This window comes from Geopsychrobacter electrodiphilus DSM 16401 (assembly GCF_000384395.1).
Lineage (GTDB): Bacteria > Desulfobacterota > Desulfuromonadia > Desulfuromonadales > Geopsychrobacteraceae > Geopsychrobacter > Geopsychrobacter electrodiphilus.
On the sequence record NZ_ARWE01000001.1, the window covers coordinates 2,140,709 to 2,163,009 of the forward strand.

The following is a 22,301-nucleotide window of genomic DNA, read 5'->3' on the forward strand; positions in this document are numbered from 1 at the left end:
CAGACCCTTGTTTAATCGGCCAGACAAGAGTCTCCATCCCCCCATAGTTCAGCCCTCGTCGTCATCACCACCCAGACCAAGCTTCGCCAGCCGATAACGGATCGAACGAAAGCTGATGCCGAGGAGTTCGGCGGCGCGCTTTTTGACTCCCTGGCGTTGCTCCAGTGCCTGCAGCAAAAGCATACGCTCAATCTCAGCCATATGAGCTTCCAAGTCGAAACCTGATTCAGGAATTTTTGCTAACGCCTGGGCAGGCCGGGTACCCACCGCCGCCAACAATTGCGCGGGTAGGCAGTCCGCTGTTATTTCCTCATCCCAGCCGAGCACCACGCACCGCTCAACCAGATTTTGCAGTTCACGAATGTTCCCTGGCCAGTCGTATTCAAGCAGAAGGCGCAAGGTATCCCCCCGCACAGGCAGATGTTTCTCACCGGTCCGTTCTGCGTAAAAATAGTCGAGCAGCAGCGGAACATCTTCCAGACGTTCCCGCAGCGGCGGCAAGTTAAGGCTTACAACATTCAGCCGGTAATAGAGATCCTCACGAAATTTGCCACAACTGACCTGCGCCTCAAGATTTTTGTTGGTGGCCGCAACCAGGCGGATATCCAGAGGGTGACTTTGGGTGCCTCCGACCCGCCGGAACTCACGTTCCTGCAATACGCGCAACAGCTTGACCTGCATGCTCAACGGCAGCTCCCCAATCTCATCCAGAAACAGGGTGCCGCCGTTGGCGGATTCGAACAAGCCCTCTTTTTTGCGATCGGCACCGGTAAAGGACCCCTTTTCATGACCAAACAATTCAGATTCAATCAACGTTTCGGGAATAGCACCACAGTTAACGGGGACAAAAGGACCGCTCTTGCGTGGGCTATTAAAGTGAACCGCACGCGCCACCAGTTCTTTGCCGGTGCCACTCTCACCACACACGAGCACATTGGCCTGGCTGTCCGCGACCCGTTCAACCATCGAATAAAGCCTTTGCATTACGGGACTTTTACCGATGAGGTTGGAAAAAGAGTAGCGTTCACCCAGGGCGGTTCTCAGCGCAACATTCTCGCGCTTAAGCTTCGAATTCTCGAGCGCTTTGCCGATGACCAGACGCACTTCGTCGGTCTTGAACGGCTTTATAAAATAATCATAAGCTCCCAGCTTCATGGCCTCAACCGCTTCTTCAGTGGTCGAGAAGGCGGTCATCATAATCACCAGAGCATCAGGTTCGAGCGCTTTGATTTCGCGTAACAAGTCAATCCCCCCCATATGGGGCATGCGAATATCGCTGATTACCAGATCGATGTCGCCCTGACGGAACATCTCTAGCCCCTGAGCGCCATCAGACGCAGAGGAGACAGCGAAACCATCGCGAGTCAGCATGATCGCAAGCATTTCTCGCATACTGGCTTCATCGTCAACAACCAAAACCCGTTTTTCCTGTTTAGCCATAGTCAAATCCGACTTTCTTGAAAATACAGTTTAAAAGCCGCCCCTCCAAGGGGACTTTCGCCGAGGTCAATCCGTCCACCATGTGCTTCAACGATAGAAAAAACGTTCGCCAGTCCGAGACCAGTCCCCTGCTCTTTGGTTGAGAAAAAGGGGTCAAAGATTGTTTTACGAATATCCGCAGGGATCCCAGGCCCAGAATCTTCGATCGTCAGCCGGTTCGACACTTCGTCGAAGGCCAGGGTGATCTGCCCGGTATGATGCATGGCATCAACCGCGTTAAGTAACAGGTTCCACAACGCCTGACGGAGCATGTTTCGATCGGCACTCAGCCAGGCATCGAGACTGCAGTCAATCTGCAGAACAACCGCCCTAAATCGCTGGTCGGCTTCGAGGATGCTCTGCAGTTCGCGAAACAGCTCCACAACCCTGACCTTTTCATATTCGGGAGCGCGCGGGCGGGCGAACACCAGAAAATCGGTTAACAGTCGGGAGAGACGATCGGCCTCACGCAGGACGATGCGCATAAGTTGCGTGTCTTCCGCTGAAAGATGCGAACCTTCAAGCAGTAACTGCACCGAGCCGCTGATTGAAGCCAGCGGGTTGCGAATTTCGTGCGCCATGCCTGAGGCCAAGCGACCGACGGCGGCGAGCCGATCTGCCCGTTGAAGTTGGGCCTCAATCTCCTTTAACTGGGTCAGGTTCTGGAAGGTCACCAGCAAGCCGACATCCGCTTCCGTATGATCCTTGATCAGGATGCTGGCATACCCGATAATAAGCCTTTGCTGGTGGCGGTCCTCGATAACTGTTTCAGCGCGCGAAATGATGCGATACCCCTCCTCATCAATCAGACCTAATCCCGGGAAAAAATCATCGACCCCCGAATCATAAATCTCTTCAAGCCGGTAACCGGTTATCTCCTCGGCAGCCGCGTTAAACGAACGGATTCGACCGCGCCGATTAACGATCATCAAGCCGCTGCTGATATGCGACAGAATTGTGCGGTTGAGCCGTTCAAGTTCTTGATAATCTATCTGCTTACGCTGCAGTTCAACGGCACTGGAATGCCAGCGCTCCCCAAGCGTACCACTTAAAAATCCAGTCAGCAAAAAGGCAATAACATGCACAAAAACTGAATACAGGTAGGGGGCATATTCGGTCGAAACTTTGATATCAAGAAAGTTTAAATAACCGAAATACTGAAGATCGAGGATACCGCCGTAGAGAATTGCAGCGGTACCAGCAACATAGATCGTTTGTCTGCGCGCGAGTAAAAAACTGCCCGAGACAATAACCAGCAAATAGACAAAGGAGAAGGCGCTGTCAACGCCTCCTGTAATCAGAATGATAGCCGTAACGAACAGGAGGTCCCAGAAGAGTTGAATCTGGGCAAACAGGCGGAACCCTTTGATCCAAAGCAGGGCAAGAGCAGAAATGAGGGCTTCGGTATAGGAAAGGGCAAGCAGAAAAAAAAGAAGAGGAGCGATATCGCTCCCCATCTTGCCATTCAAAAAAAAGACTGCTGAGCCACCCAGAAAAAGGGTAATAACCGCGACCCGAAAAGCGAGAAACCAGGCCAGGCTTAGACGGTCAGGGCCGAGCCCGGAGAAGAGCTGTTTTCGGTCAGACATCAACCACCAACGGTGCCGGCAAGTTTAAAGATCGGGAGATACATGGCGATAACCAGGCCACCGACAGTGACCCCCAGGAAGAGCATCAGCAACGGCTCCATCATGGCAGTTAGATTGCCGACCGCATCATCGACCTCATCATCATAAAAATCGGCAATTTTGCTGAGCATCGCATCCAGAGCACCGGCCTGCTCACCGACTTCGATCATCTGGCAGACCATTGCCGGAAACACCCCGGACTGCTTGAGTGGTTCAGCTATGGTTTTACCCTCACTGATACTCTCACGCACATTGGCGATGGCCTTCTCTACGGTTCGATTGCCGGCAGTCTTCCGCACGATATCCAGGCCATCAAGAATCGGGACCCCACTCGAAATCATGGTGGACATGGTGCGTGCAAACTTGGCCACGGCCACCTTACGGATCAAAACACCGAAAACTGGCGCTTTCAGGGCCCAATCGTCAATAAAGTCACGTCCTTTATTCGTTGCATAGATCTTTTTAGTCCCAACTATAATGGCAAAAATTCCGGCGATAATAACAATAATATAATTCTGAATAAAGTTGCTCAGATTGATAACGATCTGGGTCGGCATTGGTAAAGAGCCCCCGAAATCGGCGAACATCTTCTCGAATGCGGGAATAACAAAGATCAGGATGACCGAGATAACCACCAGGGCGATACCAATGATGGTGGTCGGATAGGTCATGGCGCTTTTGACTTGTTTTTTCAGCTTGAGGGCTTTTTCAATGTATTCCGCCAAACGGTTCAGGATGGTATCCAGGATACCGCCGACCTCACCCGCCGCGACCAGGTTGACATAGAGCTCATTGAATATTTTCGGATGTTTACCCAGTGCATCGGCAAAGGTTGCACCGGACTCAACATCTTCCTTGATTTGCAGCAGCGCTTTTTTAAGGGTTTTATTCTCCTGCTGACTCGAGAGGATATCCAGACACTGCACCAGCGGGAGTCCGGCGTCGATCATGGTCGCAAACTGACGCGTAAAAACCACCAGATCTTTGGTAGTAACCTTCTGTTCAAACCCGGGGATCTTGATTTCGAAATCGAGACCGCCACCGCGCTGTTTGATGCGACCCGGCATGATCCCCTGACGACGTAACAGTGCGGAGGCCGAGGCCTCGCTTGTCGCTTCTATCTCCCCTTTGACGTTTTTACCGTCACGAGAACGACCACTCCAGGAAAATTTTGGCATCGATCCACCCCTTTCGGAATCGGTTTATTGAATTCAGCTAAACTAATAACTCGAACCGGCAGGCGCCATCGCTTGCTGCCGCCTTAATATTGCAGCTGGGTTAGCGAACATCTGCTTCAGTTCTTCGAGGTCCGAAGAACGAGACATGGCATCCTCCTGGGTAATCTTTCGATTATGTGCCAGCATAAAGAGGGTCTGATTCATGGTTTGCATGCCGAATTTATCTTGCCCGATCTGCATCTGTGAATAGATCTGATGGATCTTGTCTTCGCGAATCAAATTACGAATCGCGGGGTTTGGAACCATTACCTCCAGAGCCATTTCCCGGCCTGTCCCTGAAGCGCTCTTGATGAGTGCCTGCGAAAGCACCCCTTCAAGTACAAAAGAGAGCTGGGTCCGGATTTGCGATTGCTGGTTGGTCGGAAAAACATCGACAATGCGATTAATCGTCTGCACGCACCCGTTGGTGTGAAGTGTGGCAAAACAGAGGTGACCGGTTTCGGCGATGGTCAGAGCGGCCTCAATGGTTTCAATATCGCGCAACTCGCCGAGCAACACCACGTCTGGATCTTGACGCAGAATATATTTAAGGGCTTTTTTAAAACTCAGAGTGTCGGCCCCGACCTCGCGTTGATTAACCAGACATTTTTTATGCGGATGAAGATATTCGATCGGGTCTTCGATAGTAATGATATGTTCGGCACGCTCGGAATTGATAGCATCAATAATAGCGGCAAGAGTTGTTGACTTGCCACTTCCTGTCGGCCCCGTCACCAGGACAAGACCCCGTGGTTTTTTTGACATCTGTTTGACAATAGCCGGCAAGCCGAGTTCGTTGAAGCCTTTGATTTCAAACGGAATCGCACGAAATGCTCCGGCAACTGCGCCGCGCTGCATAAAGATATTGCCCCTGAAGCGCGACAGGCCTTTTACCCCGAAAGAGAGATCCAGCTCGTTCTCTTCTTCGAATGTCCTTTTTTGAGCATCGGTCAGGACGCTATAACACAGTTTCTTGCTTTCAGCCGGCGTCAATGTTTCAGTTTTAAGCACCACCATCTGCCCGTCTATGCGGATCTGCGGTGGAGATCCGGTAGAGAGATGCAGATCGGAGGCGCCTTTTTCAATCATGGCTTTGAGTAATTGATGCATATTAAGCATATGTTTTTCCTTCAGGAAAACACGCGTTGATTATCTTTTCAGTCATCGCCTACAGTGCAGCGCAAAACCTCTTCGAGAGTCGTCACCCCCTCCATAAATTTGGTCAAGGCTGATTGACGCATGGTTTTAACGCCCAGGCGCATAGATTCCTGCTTTATTTCAGCAGTATTTGCTCCAGAAAGGACCATCTCCTTAATCCCCTCAAACATCGGCATAACTTGATAGACGCCGATCCGACCTTTGTATCCAGTATCGTTGCACGTACTACACCCTCGCCCCTTATAGGTAACAAAGGAACCGAGTTTATCGGACGGGATGCCTGCTGAAATCAGGGCCTCATTGGAAAGCTCTGCTGGCTCCTTGCATTCGGAGCAGACCCTGCGGCCAAGGCGTTGGGCCGAGATCAGGTTCACTGCTGATGCGACCAGGAAGGGTTCAATCCCCATATTCAGCAGGCGGTTGATGGTACTCGGCGCATCATTGGTGTGCAGGGTTGAAAGAACCATGTGACCAGTCAAGGCAGCTTTGACCCCAATCTCAGCCGTTTCAAAGTCGCGGATCTCACCAATCATGATAATGTCGGGATCCTGACGTAAAAAGGCCCGCAACGCCGCCGCAAAATTCAAGCCGATCTCTTCATGCATCTGGACCTGATTGATCCCGGCAAAGTTAAACTCGACAGGGTCTTCAGCAGTCGAAATATTTTCGCTGATTTTGTTCAGTTCGGATAAGGCCGAATAAAGCGAAACGGTCTTGCCGCTGCCGGTCGGCCCGGTTACGAGGACCATCCCGAAAGGTTTATGAATCTCCTTTTTGAACCAGGAGAGCGCCTGTTCTTCGTACCCAAGTTTCGTCATATCGAGTTGCAGGTTGCTTTTGTCGAGCAGCCGCAGAACAACTTTTTCACCGAACAGCGTCGGCAGGCAGTTGACCCGGTAATCCATCTCAACGCCACGCGACAACTTTATTTTGATGCGACCGTCCTGAGGTAAGCGACGCTCGGCAATATCCATGGTCGCCATAATTTTGATGCGCGAAGTGATGGCATTTTTCAGTTTTTTGGGTGGTTTCATAACCTCATAAAGCACACCGTCTATGCGATAACGGACCCGAAAAACATGTTCGTAAGGTTCAATGTGAATATCGGAGGCTTTCCTCTTGATGGCATCCGTTAATATCAGGTTAACCAGCTTGACGACTGGAGCATCCGCACTGGCCTTCTCTAGAGAACCGGTGTCTTCCAGTTCGGCATCATCAACAAACTCAAGATCATCAAAATCCTCGAGATTCCCCATGACATCTGCGAGCGTAGCACTCTGATCATAATACTTATCAATGGCTTCCTTGATCGCCGCTTCGGCCGCGACAACCACTTCAACATTGTAACCGGTCATGAATTTGATGTCGTCGATGGCAAAAATGTTCGACGGGTCGGCCATGGCAACAATCAGCGTTGCACCGGCGCGATTGATCGGGATCATCTGATATTTCTGGGCAACTTCAGGTGGGACGGTTGCTATAATCGCGGGTTCAATGTCAAATTCGGAGAGATTAATCGATGGGACACCGTAGTGCTTGGACAAAAAGGTCGCGAGGTCCGCTTCCTGAATGTATCCGAGTTTGATCAGGGCAGCCCCCAGTCGGGTGCCCTCTTTCTTCTGTTCATCTATCGCTTTTTTCAACTGATCGTCGGTAATCAGCTGATTGCGGATCAGCAGCTCTCCAAGGCGATTTATACTCATTACAGTCCCGACCCCTCCATTAAATATTGCTTTTGGCACAGAGTTGTTGCAGGCATTTTTTCATCAGCCCTTTCTCAGGAGACAAACCAAACCAGAGACTAAAGGCCTCTTCCCCTTGCCCCGCAAGCATTCCCATGCCATCGGCTGCTGACAAACCAAGAGTTTTTGCCGCACGCACGAAGGGCGTTTCAGCCAGCGAATATACCATATCGTAAACTAATGCACTAGCTTTAATCTTTTCGAGCGGACAGAACGAGATGGGCTCACCCTTAAGGCCAAGGGAGGTAGTATTAACTACCAGATCAGCCTGCCGCAAGTCGGTTAGATAGGCACAATCACCAACGCCTCGGGCAATAATGTGCTGGTTCGGGAAGACCGGCACAAGCTGGCGGACAAGTCGTTCTGCGCGTTCCAGGTTGCGATTAACGACTGTCAAAGACCCGGTCCCGGCACGCAGAAGTGAGACTGCAGCAGCGCGACAGGCCCCCCCGGCACCGAGTAACAGCACCCGCTTCCCCTCTGGAATAAAATCAAGGTCTTCATCCAGGGCGCGGATAAATCCGAGACCATCGGTATTGTAGCCGACGAGTTCGTCCCCTCTTCTGACAAGAGTATTAACGGCGCCAATCAAGGCAGCGTCTTCGTCCACCCGATCAAGCAGAGGAAGAATCTGCTCCTTGTGAGGCAAGGTGATGTTGACTCCACCAACATGCAAAGCACGAAGCCCCTCAACCGCAGCAGGTAAGTCTTGAGGAACGACATGGAAAGGAAGATAAACGGCGTTCAGGCCGGCTTGGCGCATCGCCTGATTCTGCATGGCGGGAGAGAGTGAATGTGTCACCGGGTCACCCAAAATACCGTAAATCTGAGTCAGTCCATCTATCGCGCGCATGTGTTGTCTTCCGAGAGATACTCTTGATACTGAATAATTTTCGCGTCTTTAAGGAGCTCACGACCAAGTGCGACATCTTGCCTGATAGCGGCTATCAAGGCGTCGCTATCGGCAAAGATCTTCTCTTCGCGCAATCTGGCGACAAAATACAGGCGCAATTCATCAGCGTAAATATCCCCGCTGAAATCGAGCAGATAAACTTCGATGGTGGTTGCGCCTGGGCCATAGGTCGGCCGGCAGCCAATATTCACCAGACCCTGATAGTCGGTATTTTTATGCCGCACAATAACAGCGTAAACCCCTGCCGCCGGGAGCTGCTCTTTCTCGGTAGAAATATTCGCGGTCGGAAACCCCAGGGTGCGACCGCGCTTCTCACCGCCTACGACCTTTCCGGCAAGGGTATAGTGCCGACCGAGTAGCGAGGGGATCGCCTCAACCCGTCCCTCAGCTAGGAGTTCACGCACCCGACTGGAGCTGTAAGGCTGACCATCCATCCCTACCGGTTGCAGGACATCAACGCTGAACCCGTAAATTTCACCCTGAGCTCGCAAAAAGTCACCGGTTCCCCGTCTATCACGACCGAAGGCAAAATCATATCCAATCACCAGCGCGCGAATATGCAACTGCCCCACAAGAACATCTCGCACAAAATCTTCGGCCTCACAGGAAGCCAAAGCCACCGAAAAAGGGATGCACGCAAGGATATCGATATTGGAAGCAGCAATCAGGCGAACTTTCTCTTCGGCTGTGTTCAGGAGAAGAGGGGCCCGTTCCGGGGCGAGAACCTTCAAGGGGTGAGGATCAAAAGTATAAACCAGAGACCTGACCCCCAATTCTCGCGCGCGTCGCACCAGAGTGCGAAAGATGTCACGATGACCGAGGTGAACTCCATCGAAATTCCCCAGGGCAACCGCAGTGCCCTCCCCTGCGTCTTTGATATTGGCAAGATGATCTATCACCTGCATAATTACAGAACCCGTAAATGAAAACAAAACAAGATGAAATGCTTGATACTCTAACGAAATTACACATGGACCAACAAGCACAAAATATAACAGCTTTCACCTTCAAACCGAGCCACTAATTTGCTCTAAAAACCGGAAAGCGTATAATCAAGCGAAGGCCCTTCACCCTCATCAGCCCTCAGCCTCCAAAAGGAAAGCGCTTGAGCACCAATTCTAAACCATCATACCGCTATTGTATTTTCATCCTGTGCCTGTACCTTCTGACTCTTTCTGGGTGCTTTGGCCCTAAAGGGGGTCAAAATTCGACTTCGGCCGATGAGGAAGTCTACATTGATCTCAAACAGGGATTCTCCATCGTTGTGCCGACTTCATGGCAACGTCAGCATATCCCCGTCTCTTCCCCGAGATACAAGTCTGACACGGTGGGATGGAGAATTCCGGGGAAGAATGGATCCGAAAATTCCCTGAATATCAGATCAACACCCCAAACAGATTCCCCGGTGACATCCGAAACCTTGACCGACCTGCTCCCGAGGAGCGCGGGGGATGAGATCGTCACCCCCCTTAACTTTAAACATCCGGCGGGACAGGCCATTCGGGTCGAAAGCCAAACACCCTCTGGCAAACTCATCTCTCTCGCCATCGCGGGCCCGCACCGCTCCTATTTGCTTTCGGTTATTATCTCAGCGGCCGATTATGATCAGCTGCAATCAACAATCGAAAAGGTCCTTCTCTCCTTCTCTATTTTAACTGCAGACAATTTATGAGCTTTTCGCATCCAGCCGACCTTATCCGCAAGTACTATCAAACATCCCCGGCGGCTCACCGCTTATTACTCGAGCACAGTCGCCTGGTAACACGCAAGGCGCTGCACATTGCCCGTTCTCTTTCAGGGGTCTCTCAACCTGATCTTCAATTCATCGCCGAGGCCGCAATGTTACATGACATCGGCATGATTTATACTCATGCCCCCGAACTCCAATGTTTTGGCCAACTTCCCTATCTTGCCCATGGCATCAAAGGGGCAGAAATTCTTAGAACAGAGGGGATGCCGCGACACGCGCGGGTATGTGAACGACACACGGGCATTGGCCTGACGGCCGAGGAGATTCTGCAACAAAAGCTGCCGTTGCCACCTCGAGACTATCTACCCGAAACCCTTGAAGAAAAAATCATCTGTTACGCCGATCTCTTTTTTTCTAAAAACCAGCGTGACCATGGCCGCCAGAAAAGTCTGGCCGAGGTTCGAAAGACTCTTGTGTCCTTTGGAGAGGAGAAAGGTGAAGTGCTCGATGACTGGGCCAAACAGTTCGAGCCCGCGTCAGGGCAAAGGTCTGATTAATGGATGCCTGGCTTCAACAGATTGTTGTGCACTTACCGCATGGAACAACCTACCTTATCATCGTTGCCCTGATTGCATTTTTGGAGTCTATACCCCTCATCGGCCTGGCGATGCCAGGGAGCACTCTGATAGTTTTAGCAGGATTCCTTTCAGCTCACGACAAGGGGCAGTTCCTGGCCATCTGCCTTTATAGCGCTGGCGGCGCATTTGCGGGTGACCTTCTCAGCTATGGGATGGGACAGAAGTTAGGCCATAGGCGAATGACAACCCCCTGGCTTGCGAGACAGGAGAAAAAACTTCTGGCCTCACAAAAATTTTTAGCAGTTCACGGAGGGAAAAGTCTGCTATATGCAAGGTTTTTGGGCCCGATCCGCGGCACAATCCCTTTTTTAGCCGGCATGTCAAAAATGAAGAGAGCATTCTTCATCAGGGTCTCGCTTTGCAGCGCCCTGCTTTGGGGTCTGGCCTATCCCGGTCTTGGATATCTGGGTGGGGAGAGCTGGCGGCAAGCTGAAGATTTCACCGGTCGCTTCGGGCTGCTTATCCTTCTGGGCCTCGGCGCCAGCCTTTTTCATCTCTGGCTGAAACGTAAAGTAAAATAAAAAACGGCCGCCCCCTTGAGGAGCGGCCGTTTCTGTACAGTTTTACTGATTTAGTTAAAGCGTTTTTTCGTAACCAGCCATCTCGTCAAATTGCAGATATTGATAAATGGTCTCTTTGTTGGGAGAAACCTTCTCTTTAAAAACTGTCATATATTCGGCCGGTGTTGGGAGTTTACCCAGAGTTGAAGTTACGGCTCCGAGTTCAGCTGACCCCAGATAAACCTTGGCCCCGTTCCCAATACGATCATCGAAGTTCCGGGTACTGGTGGAGAACATATTCACGCCATCGGGAACCCGAGCCTGATTGCCCATGCAGAGGGAACAACCCGCAATCTCAATTCGCGCGCCCATGGCGCTGAAAACCGAGAACACCGCCTCTTCCTTTAGTTTCGCCTGATCCATACGGGTCGGGGGGCAGATCCAGGTACGAACATTCGGATTGAATTTCTGACCACGCCAGATTTCAGCAGCTGCACGGAAATGACCGATATTGGTCATACAGGAACCGAGGAAAATATCCTGAATCGGAGTCCCCTGAACATCGGACAGAAGCTTGACATCATCCGGATCATTCGGGCAGGCCAGAATAGGCTCTGTAATTTCCGCCAGATCAATTTCGATCACTGCGGCATACTCGGCGTTGGTGTCTGCTTCGAGGAGCTTCGGCGCTTTGAGCCACTCGGTAACGGCATCGATACGATTTTGCAAGGTCTGCGCATCTTGATAGCCATCGACAATCATCTTCTTCATCAGAGCAACGTTGGAGCGCAGGTAAGTGCTGACCGAGGCTTCACTCAGCTTAATGCAACCTGCTGCTGCACTTCGCTCGGCTGCAGCATCAGTCAGTTCAAAAGCCTGTTCAACGGAGAGGTCGGGCAGGCCTTCCATCTCAAGAATACGACCGTTGAAAATATTAACCTTGTTCTTCTTGGGCACGGTCAGATGACCTTGCTTGATCGCCCAATAGGGGATGGCATTGACAGCATCGCGCAGGGTAATACCTTCGTTGAATTTACCCTTGAAACGCACCAGTACTGATTCTGGCATATCCAGCGGCATGAAACCAAGCGCACCGCCGAAGGCGACCAGACCAGACCCGGCGGGAAAGCTGATACCAATCGGGAAGCGGGTGTGAGAATCGCCGCCGGTGCCCACAGTGTCAGGGATCAGCAACCGGTTCAACCAGGAGTGGATGACGCCATCGCCAGGACGCAAGGGGACACCGGCACGATCAGAAATAAATTTTGGTAGGTTAGCGTGCATCTTCACATCTGCCGGCTTCGGATAGGCGGCGGTATGACAGAACGACTGCATAAACAGCGGTGACAGAAACTTGAGGCAGGCCAATTCTTTAAGTTCATCTGCAGTCATCGGCCCGGTGGTATCTTGCGAACCAACTGTTGTCATCTTCGGCTCGCATGCGGTCCCGGGCAGAATCCCTTCGACGCCGCAAGCGCGACCGACCATTTTCTGGGCCTGAGTATAGCCCTGTCCCGCCTTGGGTATCGGATTTTCGGGCTGAGCGAAAAGAGCAGGTTCCTTCTTGCCGAGCGCCTTGCAGGCCATCGTTGTCACAGCGCGACCAATAATCAAAGGGATGCGGCCACCCGCACGAAACTCATCAGGGACGGTATTCGGCTTAATATCAAAGGTCGATACCACATCACCGGCCTCATTGGTCACTTCACCCTTCACCGTATTAATGGTGACGACATCACCCATATTCAGCTTGGTAACATCCATGCGCAGCGGCAGAGCACCGGAATCCTGAGCGGTGTTAAAGAAGATCGGCGCAATGACGCTACCGATGATAACGCCGCCACGCCTTTTGTTCGGCACAGCGGGAATGTCATTACCAATGTACCAAAGCACACTATTACACGCCGACTTGCGGGAAGAGCCAGTACCAACGACATCCCCTACAAAAGCGACCTGATGACCAGCTTCACGCCATTTAGCAATTTCATTGATACCACCAGGGAAACGGGTTTTACCCATGGCTAAGGCGTGAAGTGGAATGTCAGGACGACTCCATGCATCGCCTGCCGGCGAGAAATCATCAGTATTAATTTCCCCTTCGACCTTGAACACTTTGACCTTAATCGTTTCGGCCACTCCTGATTTGCTGGTGAACCACTCGGCATCGGCCCAACTTTCAACAACCTGCTTGGCAGCAGAATTATTTTTCGAAAGAGCAATGACCTGCAGAGCGGCATCATAAACGTATGTCATCCCGGACAGGGCGCTAACCGCCTCGTTTGCGAGCTCGGAGATTGATAACGCCTCAATCAAAGGTTGCACGTTATAGCCACCGATCATCGTCCCGAGGATTTTAACCGCCTGGACCTTACTGATCAGCGACGAACTCTTGGCACCAGTGAGTATCTCCGCCAGAAAAGCCGCTTTAACCTCGGCCGCAGGGTCGACTCCGGGTGAAATCCGTTCAGTAAACAAGTTGAACAGAAAGGCTTCCTTTCCTGCAGGGGGATTTTGGAGCAATTCGCATAATGATGCGGTTTGCTCGGGAGTCAATGGCAACGCCGGAATCCCCTGGGCGCTCCGTGCTTCTTCATGCTTCAAATAAGCTTCAATCATCTCTCTTCTCCATTATCAAGTGCGCAGCATCCGCTGCAAAACAACATCAAACCCTGGTCTCTGCGATACATAAAATGCACATGTGTCTCGCAGTTAATTGCATACTGTATACGATCCAGAATAGCATTGTCAATCAATTGCCGGGCACTATTCCGGGCAAGATATCGATAACGTTTTACGAAATAGAGTTACACAAGTACTTAGTATTATTAGCTTATAGTTTAGTGACATATTGTGTCATTCCAAGCTTATAGAGTTACAGCAACAAAGAAAATATGCTGATTAGGAACGAGGAATCAATGTTCGAAATACTCATGATAGTCTGCCTGATATTTCTCCCCTTAAGTCAACTCTTACCCCTGGGCCCCCAGACAAAAAAAGGGTCCGCACCAAAGTGCAGACCCTCAAAATAAGCTTGTTATAAGTAGTTATTTTTTAACGACCTTAAGCAATTCAACTTCAAAAACCAATGTGCTTCCCGGTCCGATAACCGGTGGTGCCCCACGGTCTCCATAGGCGAGTTGAGGAGGGATAACAAGTTTGAGCTTACCCCCTTCTTTCATCAACTGCAAAGCTTCAGTCCAACCCGGAATGACACCACCAACCCGAAAAGTTGCAGGCTGGCCACGTTTGTAGGAGCTATCAAATTCCGTCCCGTCAACAAGGGTACCACGATAGTTCACCGTAACTTGATCGTCAGCTGTAGGGGTAGCGCCTTTTCCGGCAGTCAACACTTCGTATTGCAGACCGCTGGCGGTCGTTTTAACACCAGTTTTTTTAGCGTTTTCGGCGAGAAAAGCCTTTCCGGCCGCCTTGTTGCTCTCAGACGCAACGGCAGCTTTGGCTTTCTGTTTTTCTTGCATCTCTTTCTGGAAAGCAACCAGAACTTTAACCATTTCATCTTCACTCAGAAGCGCATCAGTCTTATTGTAAGTCGCAGTCAATCCTGCCGTAAGTTGACCAAGATCGAGCTTAAGGTCCTGACGCAACAGGTCACTTCCGATACTCATGCCGATCGCGTAACTCAATTTTGACTGTCCATCTTCAAGAGGCGCACTAAAAGCAGGTGTCGCCAGACCGATGATGAGCAGCAACAAAGCCAAACGTTTCATGTTTAAACCTTTCATCTTAATAAAAGTAAAAAAAGACCCGGCACAATAGCCGGGTCCAGATAATAACAGTCAGATTCTAAAAATCAAAAGTTTTATTTTCCCAGCGCTTCTTTGACTTTCTGGAAACCGATGCTGTAGGCCTTTTTATTCAATTCAATAAAGGCCTCGGGAACTTTAGCTAGAACAGCTTTCTCACCGGATTCACGTGAAACAACATCAGTCAGTGCTATCATCGCCCCGAGGGCGACGACGTTGGCCACGATTTCACGGCCAATTTCCTCTTTAGCGGTGCGCATGATCGGAATTTTGACCACTCTGAAATCGCCAACCGGAACATTCTTCACAAAATCGGTATCGATCAGCAGCACGCCACCCGGCTTAATGCCATTGGCATATTTATCCGCAGCCACCTGGGTCATGGCCAAGCAGGCATCGACAACTGTTGCCTTGGGATAATCGATGGGGCTATCCGAGATAATAACCTCAGATTTAGATGCTCCACCACGAGCCTCAGGACCGTAGCTTTGCGACTGGACAGCGTACTTGCCTTCAACAATTGAAGCTGCCTCCGCTAAAATAATTCCGGCCGTAATCAAGCCCTGACCACCAGCACCGGAAAAACGAATTTCATATCTTTCTGCCATGATTCAAATCTCCTTGAGTTGATCAGAGGCCCTGAGCGCGTTGTATGACCTTGGCATATTGCTCAGTGTACTCAGGACGGTCTTCTTTATGCAGCACACCGGTCAAAACCTTGCCTTCGAGTTGTTCTGGGGTCATCTTGGCGGCGGCGGCAACAGGAACAGCAATGTCCTTGAGACGCTTCATCATGTCGATAACGCTACGAAATTTGTTGCGACGACCGTAGGTGGTCGGGCAGTCGTCGAGAATTTCGATAACGGCCATCCCCTTGTGCTTGATCCCCTCGGCGATCAACTTATCGATCTGAGCTGCATGGAATGCAGTACCACGAGCAACGAAGGTCGCACCAGCACCAATTGCCAACTTGGCGATATCAAATGTCGGATCGGGGTTACCGTAAACCGTGGTCGACGCCAGGGCTCCGGTCGGCGTGCAGGGTGAGAACTGACCACCGGTCATTCCGTAAATATTGTTGTTCATGATGAGGTAGGTCATATCGATATTACGCCGACAGGCGTGGATAAAGTGATTACCACCGATCGCGGTACAGTCACCATCGCCACTGACAACTAGCACCGTCATCTCCGGCTTGGCCATTTTGACCCCGGTAGCGAAGGCTGCAGCCCGACCGTGAGCAGTATGCAGGGTACAGGAATCGATATAGCCGGGCAGTCGACTGGCACAACCGATACCCGAGACGATGGCCGTCTGCTTAAGATCGAGTTCACAGGTGTCCATTGCCCGAATCAAGCCCTTCATGACAATCCCGTGACCGCAGCCTGGGCACCAGATATGCGGCAGCTTGCCAGGACGGAGTGATTTTTCGTAATCGTAAGCCATTATTAGACCTCCTTGACCTTGTCGATGATCTGGCCGGGATTAATCGGCTCCCCATCGACACGCCCGATATGGGAAACTGCACAATTCCCCTTTGCCACGCGCTCAACCTCACGCACCATCTGTCCCAGGTTCATCTCAGGGCAGATGATCGCCTTAGCCTGAGCAGCCAGTTCGGCAACACGCTTCTCCGGGAAGGGCCACATGGTCAGAGGACGGAACAGGCCAGCCTTCACGCCCTCTTTACGCAATTCATTAACTGCGTAACGAGCACTACGACTGGTCGAGCCATAAGCAAAAATAACAACCTCGGCGTCATCCAGCAGATATTCATCATTCTTCTGGATATCGTCCTGATTCAGCAGGACTTTGTCGATCTGACGCCGTTCTTCTGCGTCTACCAGTTCAGCTTTGGTAGTGGGGAAGCCGTCAGCGGCCTTATTCAGACCGGTCACATGAAAACGGTAGCCACTGCCGAAAGAAGCCAGCGGCGGAACAAGACCCTTACTTGAATCATAAGGTTTGTATTCCTCTGGTGTTGCCGTAGGAACTTCACGGTTAATAACCTCAAGTTCGCCGGGCTCAGCGAACACCACCCGCTCGCGCATATGCGCGCAGATTTCATCAAGCTGAATCTGAACCGGCATGCGATATTTCTCGGCCAGATTGAAGGCCCGCACGGTCTCTTCGTAGATCTCCTGGCATGAGGCTGGAGTCAGAACAATCGCCGCATGGTCGCCGTGGGTTCCCCACATCGCCTGCTGCATATCCGACTGACTCGGACCGGTCGGCATACCGGTCGAAGGACCGCCACGCTGGACGTTAACGATGACACAGGGGACTTCAGCAATGCAGGCATAGCCAAGCAGTTCCTGTTTGAGCGACATACCCGGCCCGGACGTGGAATCGAGAGCCTTGGCCCCGGTCAAGGCGGCGCCGATCAGTGCGGCAGTCGCACCGATCTCATCTTCCATTTGAATAAATGTTCCACCAATTTTGGGAAGTTCGATCGACAGAACTTCGGCAACCTCGGTTGACGGAGTAATCGGATAACCAGCGAAGAAATTGCAGCCAGCATAGAGCGCACCTTGAGCACACGCTTCATTGCCCTGCATAAGAGCTACTTTTTTAGCCACGAACCAACCTCCTGTCTCGACTACAGCTTGTGAACTTTAATGGCAAAGTCAGGGCAACGCAGTTCACACTGCATACATGCGATGCAAGCATCGGCATTCTCGACTTTCGCTACAAAGGCATCGATCGCCAGCACTTTCGTGGGGCAGAATTCTACACAAATACTGCACCCTTTACAGTACCGTTCGTTGATCTCAATATTCGCTTTCGCACCGCTCATTCGTATTCTTCTCCTTGCACGTTTTGGTCTGTCCTGCGACAGATATGACAAAGCGGCGGAATCCTACCACAGGCGGCAAACCCAAGCCAATAAAAACTTGTCTACAGGTTTTCCCGCATATTCCGCTTGTCTCTCCAGTAAATACCCGGTATCAAAAGTCACATACCGTATTATTCAGATATTGTAATATTAGTATTCGATAAGAGGGGTAGCCAGGTGGCTACCCCTCTTATCGTGCTGTTAAATAATAATAGAACTCAGAGATTCATGCTGCCGACAAGTTCTTTGACGGCGGCCACGGAGTTATCCATCAACGCCTGCTCGGTGGCATCAAGCTTAAATTCAATAATTTTCTCAATTCCACCAGCTCCCAGAACACAAGGGACGCCGACATAAAAACCATTGACCCCGAACTCTCCCTTTAACAGAGCACAGGTCGGCATAACCCGCTTCTGGTCTTTGAGGATCGACTCAGCCATGGCCACGGCAGAAGAGGCAGGACTATAGAAAGCGCTGCCGTTGCCGAGAAGCTTAACAACTTCGCCGCCAGCAGCCTTGGTCCGCTCAACCATGGCGGTCATGACTTCGTTGGCTTTTGCAGCGCTACCATATTTTTGCTCCAGCAATTCCATGACAGGAATTCCATTAACCGAAGCATAACGGACCAGAGGAACCATGGTGTCACCATGACCACCCAGAGTCATTGCGTTAACATCTTTAACCGAAACACCCAGTTCCCAAGCGATAAACGCCTTGAAGCGTGCTGAGTCAAGAACGCCCGCCTGACCCATGACGCGTGCAGAGGGGAACCCGGTAATTTTCTGACAGAGAGTCACCATCGCATCGAGCGGATTGGAAATAATAATAACAAAGGCATCGGGAGCGTTGTCGCGGATTCCCTCAGCAACTGAGGTCATGATTTTGGAGTTAACCCCGATCAGGTCATCACGGCTCATCCCGGGTTTACGCGGCAGGCCGGCAGTAACAATAACAACATTGGCGCCAGCGATATCTTTGTAAGAGTTGGTTCCGGTGACGCTGACATCAAACCCGTCGACCGGAGCAGCTTCGGCAATGTCGAGGGTTTTCCCTTGCGGCATACCTTCGACGATATCAAACAGCACAACATCGCCCAGTTCACGCAACGCGCAGAGTTGAGCCAGAACACCACCAATCTGTCCACCACCGATCAGAGCAATTTTAGGTCTTGCCATTTTCTCTCTCCTCTAGTCAGACTTAATTAGGCCTGCAGCATTTGTCAGGCACGGTTATCCCTCATCTAGCGAATAAAACCCCATATAATCTATATGCTGTATACAGTATACAAACGATATTTTACTGTCAAGATGCCTTTATACTTTGAAGTCATTTTAACAGAAGCAGTCATTACCAGCCTCTCACCTCTTGAAAAGAGGTCTGATTGAACATCGGATCAATCAACATGAAAAGGGGCGAAACTGCAACAGGTTTCGCCCCTTTTCCCAACAAAAACTGTGAATTAAAAATCAGTTAATAGCGTTAATAATCGCATTGAAGGTCGCGCTTGGGCGCATCGCTTTTTCGGTCATGCCAGCGTCTGGCTTGTAGTACCCGCCGATATCAACGGGGCTACCCTGAGCGGCAAGTAACTCTGCATTGATCTTGGCTTCATTCGCTTCGAGAGCTGCAGCAACATCGATGAAGCGGGCTTTAAGTTCTGCATCCTTGGTTTGAGACGCCAACGCCTTCGCCCAATATAAAGCCAGATAAAAACTGCTACCCCGATTATCAATCTCATTCACTTTGCGCGAAGGCGCCTTGGAGTTTTCCAGGTAATCTGAAACGGCCTGATCAAGGGTATCCGCGAACAGCTGCACCCGGGCATTACCAGTCCGATTGGCTACATGTTCAAGAGCCGGCACCAGCGCGCAGTACTCACCCAAAGAATCCCAACGCAGGTGGCCCTCTTTAAGGAACTGCTCGACATGTTTAGGAGCCGAACCGCCCGCGCCGGTCTCAAACAGCCCACCTCCTTGAAGCAGAGGCACGATAGAAAGCATTCTGGCACTGGTCCCCAGTTCGAGAATCGGGAAAAGGTCAGTCAGGTAATCACGCAGCGCATTGCCGGTAACGGTAACGGTATCTAAGCCCTTTCTAGCTCTGTCACAGGCTAACTGCATCGCTGCGTCAGGCGTCATAATACGAATGTCGAGTCCGGTCGTATCGTGGTTTTTCAGATAGGTTTCAACTTTTTTGATAAGCTGGGCGTCGTGACCGCGCTTGGAATCCAACCAGAAAACAGTCGGGACACCACTGGCCTTGGCACGCGTGACGGCCAACTTGACCCAGTCCTGAATCGGAGCGTCTTTGGTCTGACAGGAGCGAAAGACATCACCCTCTTCAACAGACTGCTCCAGCAGGGTCGCACCCGAAGCATCGACAACCTGGATTTTACCCTTGCCGGTGGCACGAAAGGTTTTGTCATGGGAACCATATTCCTCTGCCTTCTGCGCCATCAACCCGACATTGGAGACATGCCCCATGGTCGCAGGATCAAATTGACCGTGTTTCTGACAATCCTCGATGACGGTCTGATAGATAGTGGCGTAACACCGGTCAGGAATCATGGCGATGGTATCCTGCAGTTCATCCTGAAGGTTCCACATCCGACCACCATCACGAACTACAACAGGCATCGAAGCATCGATGATGACATCATTCGGTACGTGCAGATTAGTGATCCCCTTACGGGAGTCAACCATTGCCAGAGCAGGGCGGGTTTTGTAAACCGCCATGATGTCCGCTTCAATTTCAGCTCTTTTTGCTTCTGGCAGACGCTGGATTTTTACATAAACATCCCCCAGACCGTTGCTGACATTTACGCCCAACTCCTTGAAGGTCGCGCCATGTTTCTCGAAGACATCCTTATAATAGACGGTGACGCACTGACCGAAGATATAAGGGTCTGAGATTTTCATCATCGTCGCCTTGAGGTGCAGAGAGAGTAGCACCCCTTCATTTTTCGCGTTTTCAATCTGCTCGGCGTAAAATTTGCGGAGTGCCTTAATGTTGATCGTCGAGGAGTCAAGAACCTCCCCTGCCTGCACGGGCATTGCTTTTTTCAATACGCTTACGCTGCCATCAGCCGCGACAAATTCATAATTAACCGTAGTCGCCTCTTTAAGAGTCACTGAAGTCTCGCTGCCGTAAAAATCATCTGCCGTCATGTGGGCCACACGAGTTTTGGATCCAGCGGGCCAGGGTTTCATCATGCGATGAGGATTTTTCTGAGCAAATTTCTTGACCGAAGCAGCGGCCCTGCGGTCGGAGTTCCCTTCCCGCAAGACAGGATTGACAGCGCTGCCCAGACATTTGGCGAATCTGGTTTGTAGTGCCTTATCAGCCTCAGTCTTAGGTTCTTCAGGATAATCAGGGATGTCGAACCCCTTAGCCTGAAGTTCTTTAATCGCCGCCTGCAGTTGGGGGATGGAGGCGCTGACATTCGGTAACTTAATAATGTTGGCCGTTGGATCCTGTGTCAGATCACCGAGCTGGGCTAGATAGTCGGCGACTTTCTGATTGTCATTCAACTTGTCAGGAAAGTTGGCCAGGATTCGACCAGACAGGGAGATATCTCGCGTTTCAACCGAGACTCCGGAGCCCTGAAGATACTTTTGAACAATCGGAAGCAGGGCGTAGGTTGCCAGGGCGGGAGCTTCATCAATTTCTGACCAAATTATTGTCGATGTTTCCTTTGACATGTGTCTCTCCTCAAAATTGTTTCTGATATCGCCAGGGGCGGAATAAACCAGCTAAGCAATTACTTCTTTAATTCAAGCAGGTTATACCGAAGTTCAGAAGATATAATACGCTCGAACGCGGTATACAGTATGCAATATATTGAATACTGTCAAGCGAAAACAGGGCGATTTAAAGGCCCGCATCCTGCAGAAAACTACTCATTTCAACCCGACTGACCAGACACCGGACCGACACAACTTCAGGCTGATAAGGGGTTGATAATAAAGAAAGACAACAAATAAATACGGCCCGGAATGAACCACTTGAGGTAAGTTACCCTGTTCGGTAATTTTGGAATTATTAAAAGACCGGCTAACGCGGGAACAGGTCTGATTCACGAGCCTCTTTACGTGCAGCTTCCTTTTCCTGCTCAGTCTTGTCTCGGGGAATAGTAAGAATCTGTCCCTCAAAAATTTGCTGCGGGTCCTTAATCTGGTCACGGTTAGCTTTGTAAATCAGCGGCCAGAGCAGAGGCTCACCGTAGATATCCCGACGACTGGAAAGACTAAAAAGGGTCTCCCCAACCGAGACCCGCACCTGATCAAGAAGAACGATTTTTGGTTTTTGCACCACAGTTTTTACCGGTTCAGGCTTGAGTGGCGGGGGGGGCACCGGCTTTTTTTTGGCCAAGGCTCTGGCTATTTTTTCTGCAGCCTCTTTTGCCAGTTGGTCTTTATGGTTTTGGGCCGCAATTTCTGCGCTCTTCTCCTGGGCAAGGCTTGTAGCTTTGGCTGCGCTCAAAAGTGCCCTGTTTAAAACGGCCCGCGCATGGTTAAAACTCCCATGATAAACAAGAGTCTCCGCATCGTTCAAGGCCTTTGAAGCAGCATCATACGCCTCTGGTGCCAGAGTTCTCGCACCAGAGGCATAGGCTTTTGCCACCTCATTTCGAACAATCTCAAGCTCTATTTGTGGTCGCGTCGCACAACCAGCTAAAAGCAATAGTCCGAGACCTAAAATAATAAATTTTTGATACATTAAATCCTTGTACACCT

19 protein-coding genes are annotated in these 22,301 nt (G+C 50.9%); 3 read left to right on the forward strand and 16 right to left on the reverse strand.

The genetic code is table 11. The features are described from left to right. Positions 1–48: 48 nt before the first annotated feature. Genes D888_RS0110140 through D888_RS0110170 form a run of 7 tightly spaced genes read right to left on the reverse strand, consistent with a single transcriptional unit; the run spans position 49 to position 9,042 of the window. Positions 49–1,440: a sigma-54-dependent transcriptional regulator gene (locus tag D888_RS0110140; RefSeq protein WP_020676440.1), complete on the reverse strand. Its 1,392-nt coding sequence runs from the start codon at positions 1,438–1,440 to the stop codon at positions 49–51. 2 nt (positions 1,441–1,442) lie between these two features. Next, a complete protein-coding gene (locus D888_RS0110145) occupies positions 1,443–3,068 on the reverse strand; it encodes a two-component system sensor histidine kinase NtrB (protein WP_020676441.1) in 1,626 nt (541 codons plus the stop codon). Continuing rightward, positions 3,068–4,285, reverse strand: coding sequence for a type II secretion system F family protein (locus tag D888_RS0110150; protein WP_020676442.1), 1,218 nt, complete (start codon positions 4,283–4,285; stop codon positions 3,068–3,070). The genes D888_RS0110145 and D888_RS0110150 overlap by 1 nt, the downstream gene beginning before the upstream one ends. 42 nt (positions 4,286–4,327) lie before the next feature. After that, the gene (locus D888_RS0110155; protein ID WP_020676443.1) at positions 4,328–5,443 is read right to left on the reverse strand and encodes a type IV pilus twitching motility protein PilT; all 1,116 of its coding nucleotides are present in this window, start codon (positions 5,441–5,443) and stop codon (positions 4,328–4,330) included. Positions 5,444–5,481: 38 nt separating this feature from the next. Next, positions 5,482–7,185, reverse strand: coding sequence for a type IV-A pilus assembly ATPase PilB (gene pilB / locus D888_RS0110160; RefSeq protein ID WP_020676444.1), 1,704 nt, complete (start codon positions 7,183–7,185; stop codon positions 5,482–5,484). Positions 7,186–7,204: 19 nt separating this feature from the next. Continuing rightward, a complete protein-coding gene (aroE, locus tag D888_RS0110165; protein ID WP_020676445.1) occupies positions 7,205–8,077 on the reverse strand; it encodes a shikimate dehydrogenase in 873 nt (290 codons plus the stop codon). Beyond that, positions 8,065–9,042: a bifunctional riboflavin kinase/FAD synthetase gene (locus D888_RS0110170; protein ID WP_020676446.1), complete on the reverse strand. Its 978-nt coding sequence runs from the start codon at positions 9,040–9,042 to the stop codon at positions 8,065–8,067. Before D888_RS0110170 ends, aroE begins: the two co-directional genes overlap by 13 nt. Positions 9,043–9,542: 500 nt before the next feature. Between D888_RS0110170 and D888_RS23990 the strand changes: the two genes are divergently transcribed. Genes D888_RS23990 through D888_RS0110185 form a run of 3 tightly spaced genes read left to right on the forward strand, consistent with a single transcriptional unit; the run spans position 9,543 to position 10,986 of the window. Then, a complete protein-coding gene (locus D888_RS23990) occupies positions 9,543–9,809 on the forward strand; it encodes a hypothetical protein (RefSeq protein WP_156826990.1) in 267 nt (88 codons plus the stop codon). Beyond that, a complete protein-coding gene (locus tag D888_RS0110180; RefSeq protein ID WP_020676448.1) occupies positions 9,806–10,384 on the forward strand; it encodes an HD domain-containing protein in 579 nt (192 codons plus the stop codon). The genes D888_RS23990 and D888_RS0110180 overlap by 4 nt, the downstream gene beginning before the upstream one ends. Next, positions 10,384–10,986: a DedA family protein gene (locus D888_RS0110185; RefSeq protein ID WP_020676449.1), complete on the forward strand. Its 603-nt coding sequence runs from the start codon at positions 10,384–10,386 to the stop codon at positions 10,984–10,986. The genes D888_RS0110180 and D888_RS0110185 overlap by 1 nt, the downstream gene beginning before the upstream one ends. A 54-nt stretch (positions 10,987–11,040) precedes the next feature. On the opposite strand, the gene D888_RS0110190 is transcribed toward D888_RS0110185, so the two are convergent. The 9 genes from D888_RS0110190 to D888_RS0110230 all read right to left on the reverse strand — a co-directional run bounded on the left by D888_RS0110190 (position 11,041) and on the right by D888_RS0110230 (position 22,284). Beyond that, positions 11,041–13,581 (reverse strand): bifunctional aconitate hydratase 2/2-methylisocitrate dehydratase, encoded by a 2,541-nt coding sequence (locus D888_RS0110190; protein WP_020676450.1) that lies wholly within the window; start codon positions 13,579–13,581, stop codon positions 11,041–11,043. A gap of 428 nt (positions 13,582–14,009) precedes the next feature. Beyond that, positions 14,010–14,693 carry a BamJ family beta-barrel-assembly machinery protein gene (bamJ, locus tag D888_RS24760; RefSeq protein WP_020676451.1) on the reverse strand — a complete coding sequence of 228 codons (684 nt, stop codon included), beginning with the start codon at positions 14,691–14,693 and terminating at the stop codon, positions 14,010–14,012. 92 nt (positions 14,694–14,785) lie between these two features. After that, positions 14,786–15,337 carry a 2-oxoacid:acceptor oxidoreductase family protein gene (locus tag D888_RS0110200; protein ID WP_020676452.1) on the reverse strand — a complete coding sequence of 184 codons (552 nt, stop codon included), beginning with the start codon at positions 15,335–15,337 and terminating at the stop codon, positions 14,786–14,788. 22 nt (positions 15,338–15,359) lie between these two features. Next, on the reverse strand, positions 15,360–16,175 hold the full coding sequence (locus D888_RS0110205; protein WP_020676453.1) for a 2-oxoacid:ferredoxin oxidoreductase subunit beta: 816 nt from the start codon (positions 16,173–16,175) through the stop codon (positions 15,360–15,362). A gap of 2 nt (positions 16,176–16,177) precedes the next feature. Beyond that, positions 16,178–17,308 carry a 2-oxoacid:acceptor oxidoreductase subunit alpha gene (locus D888_RS0110210; RefSeq protein ID WP_026362329.1) on the reverse strand — a complete coding sequence of 377 codons (1,131 nt, stop codon included), beginning with the start codon at positions 17,306–17,308 and terminating at the stop codon, positions 16,178–16,180. Between the two features lie 20 nt (positions 17,309–17,328). After that, positions 17,329–17,526 carry a 4Fe-4S binding protein gene (locus D888_RS0110215; RefSeq protein ID WP_020676455.1) on the reverse strand — a complete coding sequence of 66 codons (198 nt, stop codon included), beginning with the start codon at positions 17,524–17,526 and terminating at the stop codon, positions 17,329–17,331. A 257-nt stretch (positions 17,527–17,783) separates the two neighbouring features. Beyond that, positions 17,784–18,740: a malate dehydrogenase gene (gene mdh / locus D888_RS0110220; RefSeq protein ID WP_020676456.1), complete on the reverse strand. Its 957-nt coding sequence runs from the start codon at positions 18,738–18,740 to the stop codon at positions 17,784–17,786. Between the two features lie 291 nt (positions 18,741–19,031). Next, positions 19,032–21,266: an NADP-dependent isocitrate dehydrogenase gene (locus tag D888_RS0110225; RefSeq protein WP_020676457.1), complete on the reverse strand. Its 2,235-nt coding sequence runs from the start codon at positions 21,264–21,266 to the stop codon at positions 19,032–19,034. 352 nt (positions 21,267–21,618) lie between these two features. Continuing rightward, complete coding sequence (locus D888_RS0110230; protein ID WP_020676458.1) at positions 21,619–22,284, reverse strand: LysM peptidoglycan-binding domain-containing protein; 666 nt, start codon at positions 22,282–22,284, stop codon at positions 21,619–21,621. Positions 22,285–22,301: the final 17 nt, after the last annotated feature.

Excerpts from the sequence above, each read along its gene's own strand:
- D888_RS0110140 (WP_020676440.1), bottom strand. The coding sequence starts at position 1,440 with ATGGCTAAACAGGAAAAACGGGTTTTGGTTGTTGACGATGAAGCCAGT.
- D888_RS0110145 (WP_020676441.1), bottom strand. The coding sequence starts at position 3,068 with ATGTCTGACCGAAAACAGCTCTTCTCCGGGCTCGGCCCTGACCGTCTA.
- D888_RS0110150 (WP_020676442.1), bottom strand. The coding sequence starts at position 4,285 with ATGCCAAAATTTTCCTGGAGTGGTCGTTCTCGTGACGGTAAAAACGTC.
- D888_RS0110155 (WP_020676443.1), bottom strand. The coding sequence starts at position 5,443 with ATGCTTAATATGCATCAATTACTCAAAGCCATGATTGAAAAAGGCGCC.
- pilB (WP_020676444.1), bottom strand. The coding sequence starts at position 7,185 with ATGAGTATAAATCGCCTTGGAGAGCTGCTGATCCGCAATCAGCTGATT.
- aroE (WP_020676445.1), bottom strand. The coding sequence starts at position 8,077 with ATGCGCGCGATAGATGGACTGACTCAGATTTACGGTATTTTGGGTGAC.
- D888_RS0110170 (WP_020676446.1), bottom strand. The coding sequence starts at position 9,042 with ATGCAGGTGATAGATCATCTTGCCAATATCAAAGACGCAGGGGAGGGC.
- D888_RS0110180 (WP_020676448.1), top strand. The coding sequence starts at position 9,806 with ATGAGCTTTTCGCATCCAGCCGACCTTATCCGCAAGTACTATCAAACA.
- D888_RS0110185 (WP_020676449.1), top strand. The coding sequence starts at position 10,384 with ATGGATGCCTGGCTTCAACAGATTGTTGTGCACTTACCGCATGGAACA.
- D888_RS0110190 (WP_020676450.1), bottom strand. The coding sequence starts at position 13,581 with ATGATTGAAGCTTATTTGAAGCATGAAGAAGCACGGAGCGCCCAGGGG.
- bamJ (WP_020676451.1), bottom strand. The coding sequence starts at position 14,693 with ATGAAACGTTTGGCTTTGTTGCTGCTCATCATCGGTCTGGCGACACCT.
- D888_RS0110200 (WP_020676452.1), bottom strand. The coding sequence starts at position 15,337 with ATGGCAGAAAGATATGAAATTCGTTTTTCCGGTGCTGGTGGTCAGGGC.
- D888_RS0110205 (WP_020676453.1), bottom strand. The coding sequence starts at position 16,175 with ATGGCTTACGATTACGAAAAATCACTCCGTCCTGGCAAGCTGCCGCAT.
- D888_RS0110215 (WP_020676455.1), bottom strand. The coding sequence starts at position 17,526 with ATGAGCGGTGCGAAAGCGAATATTGAGATCAACGAACGGTACTGTAAA.
- mdh (WP_020676456.1), bottom strand. The coding sequence starts at position 18,740 with ATGGCAAGACCTAAAATTGCTCTGATCGGTGGTGGACAGATTGGTGGT.
- D888_RS0110225 (WP_020676457.1), bottom strand. The coding sequence starts at position 21,266 with ATGTCAAAGGAAACATCGACAATAATTTGGTCAGAAATTGATGAAGCT.
- D888_RS0110230 (WP_020676458.1), bottom strand. The coding sequence starts at position 22,284 with ATGTATCAAAAATTTATTATTTTAGGTCTCGGACTATTGCTTTTAGCT.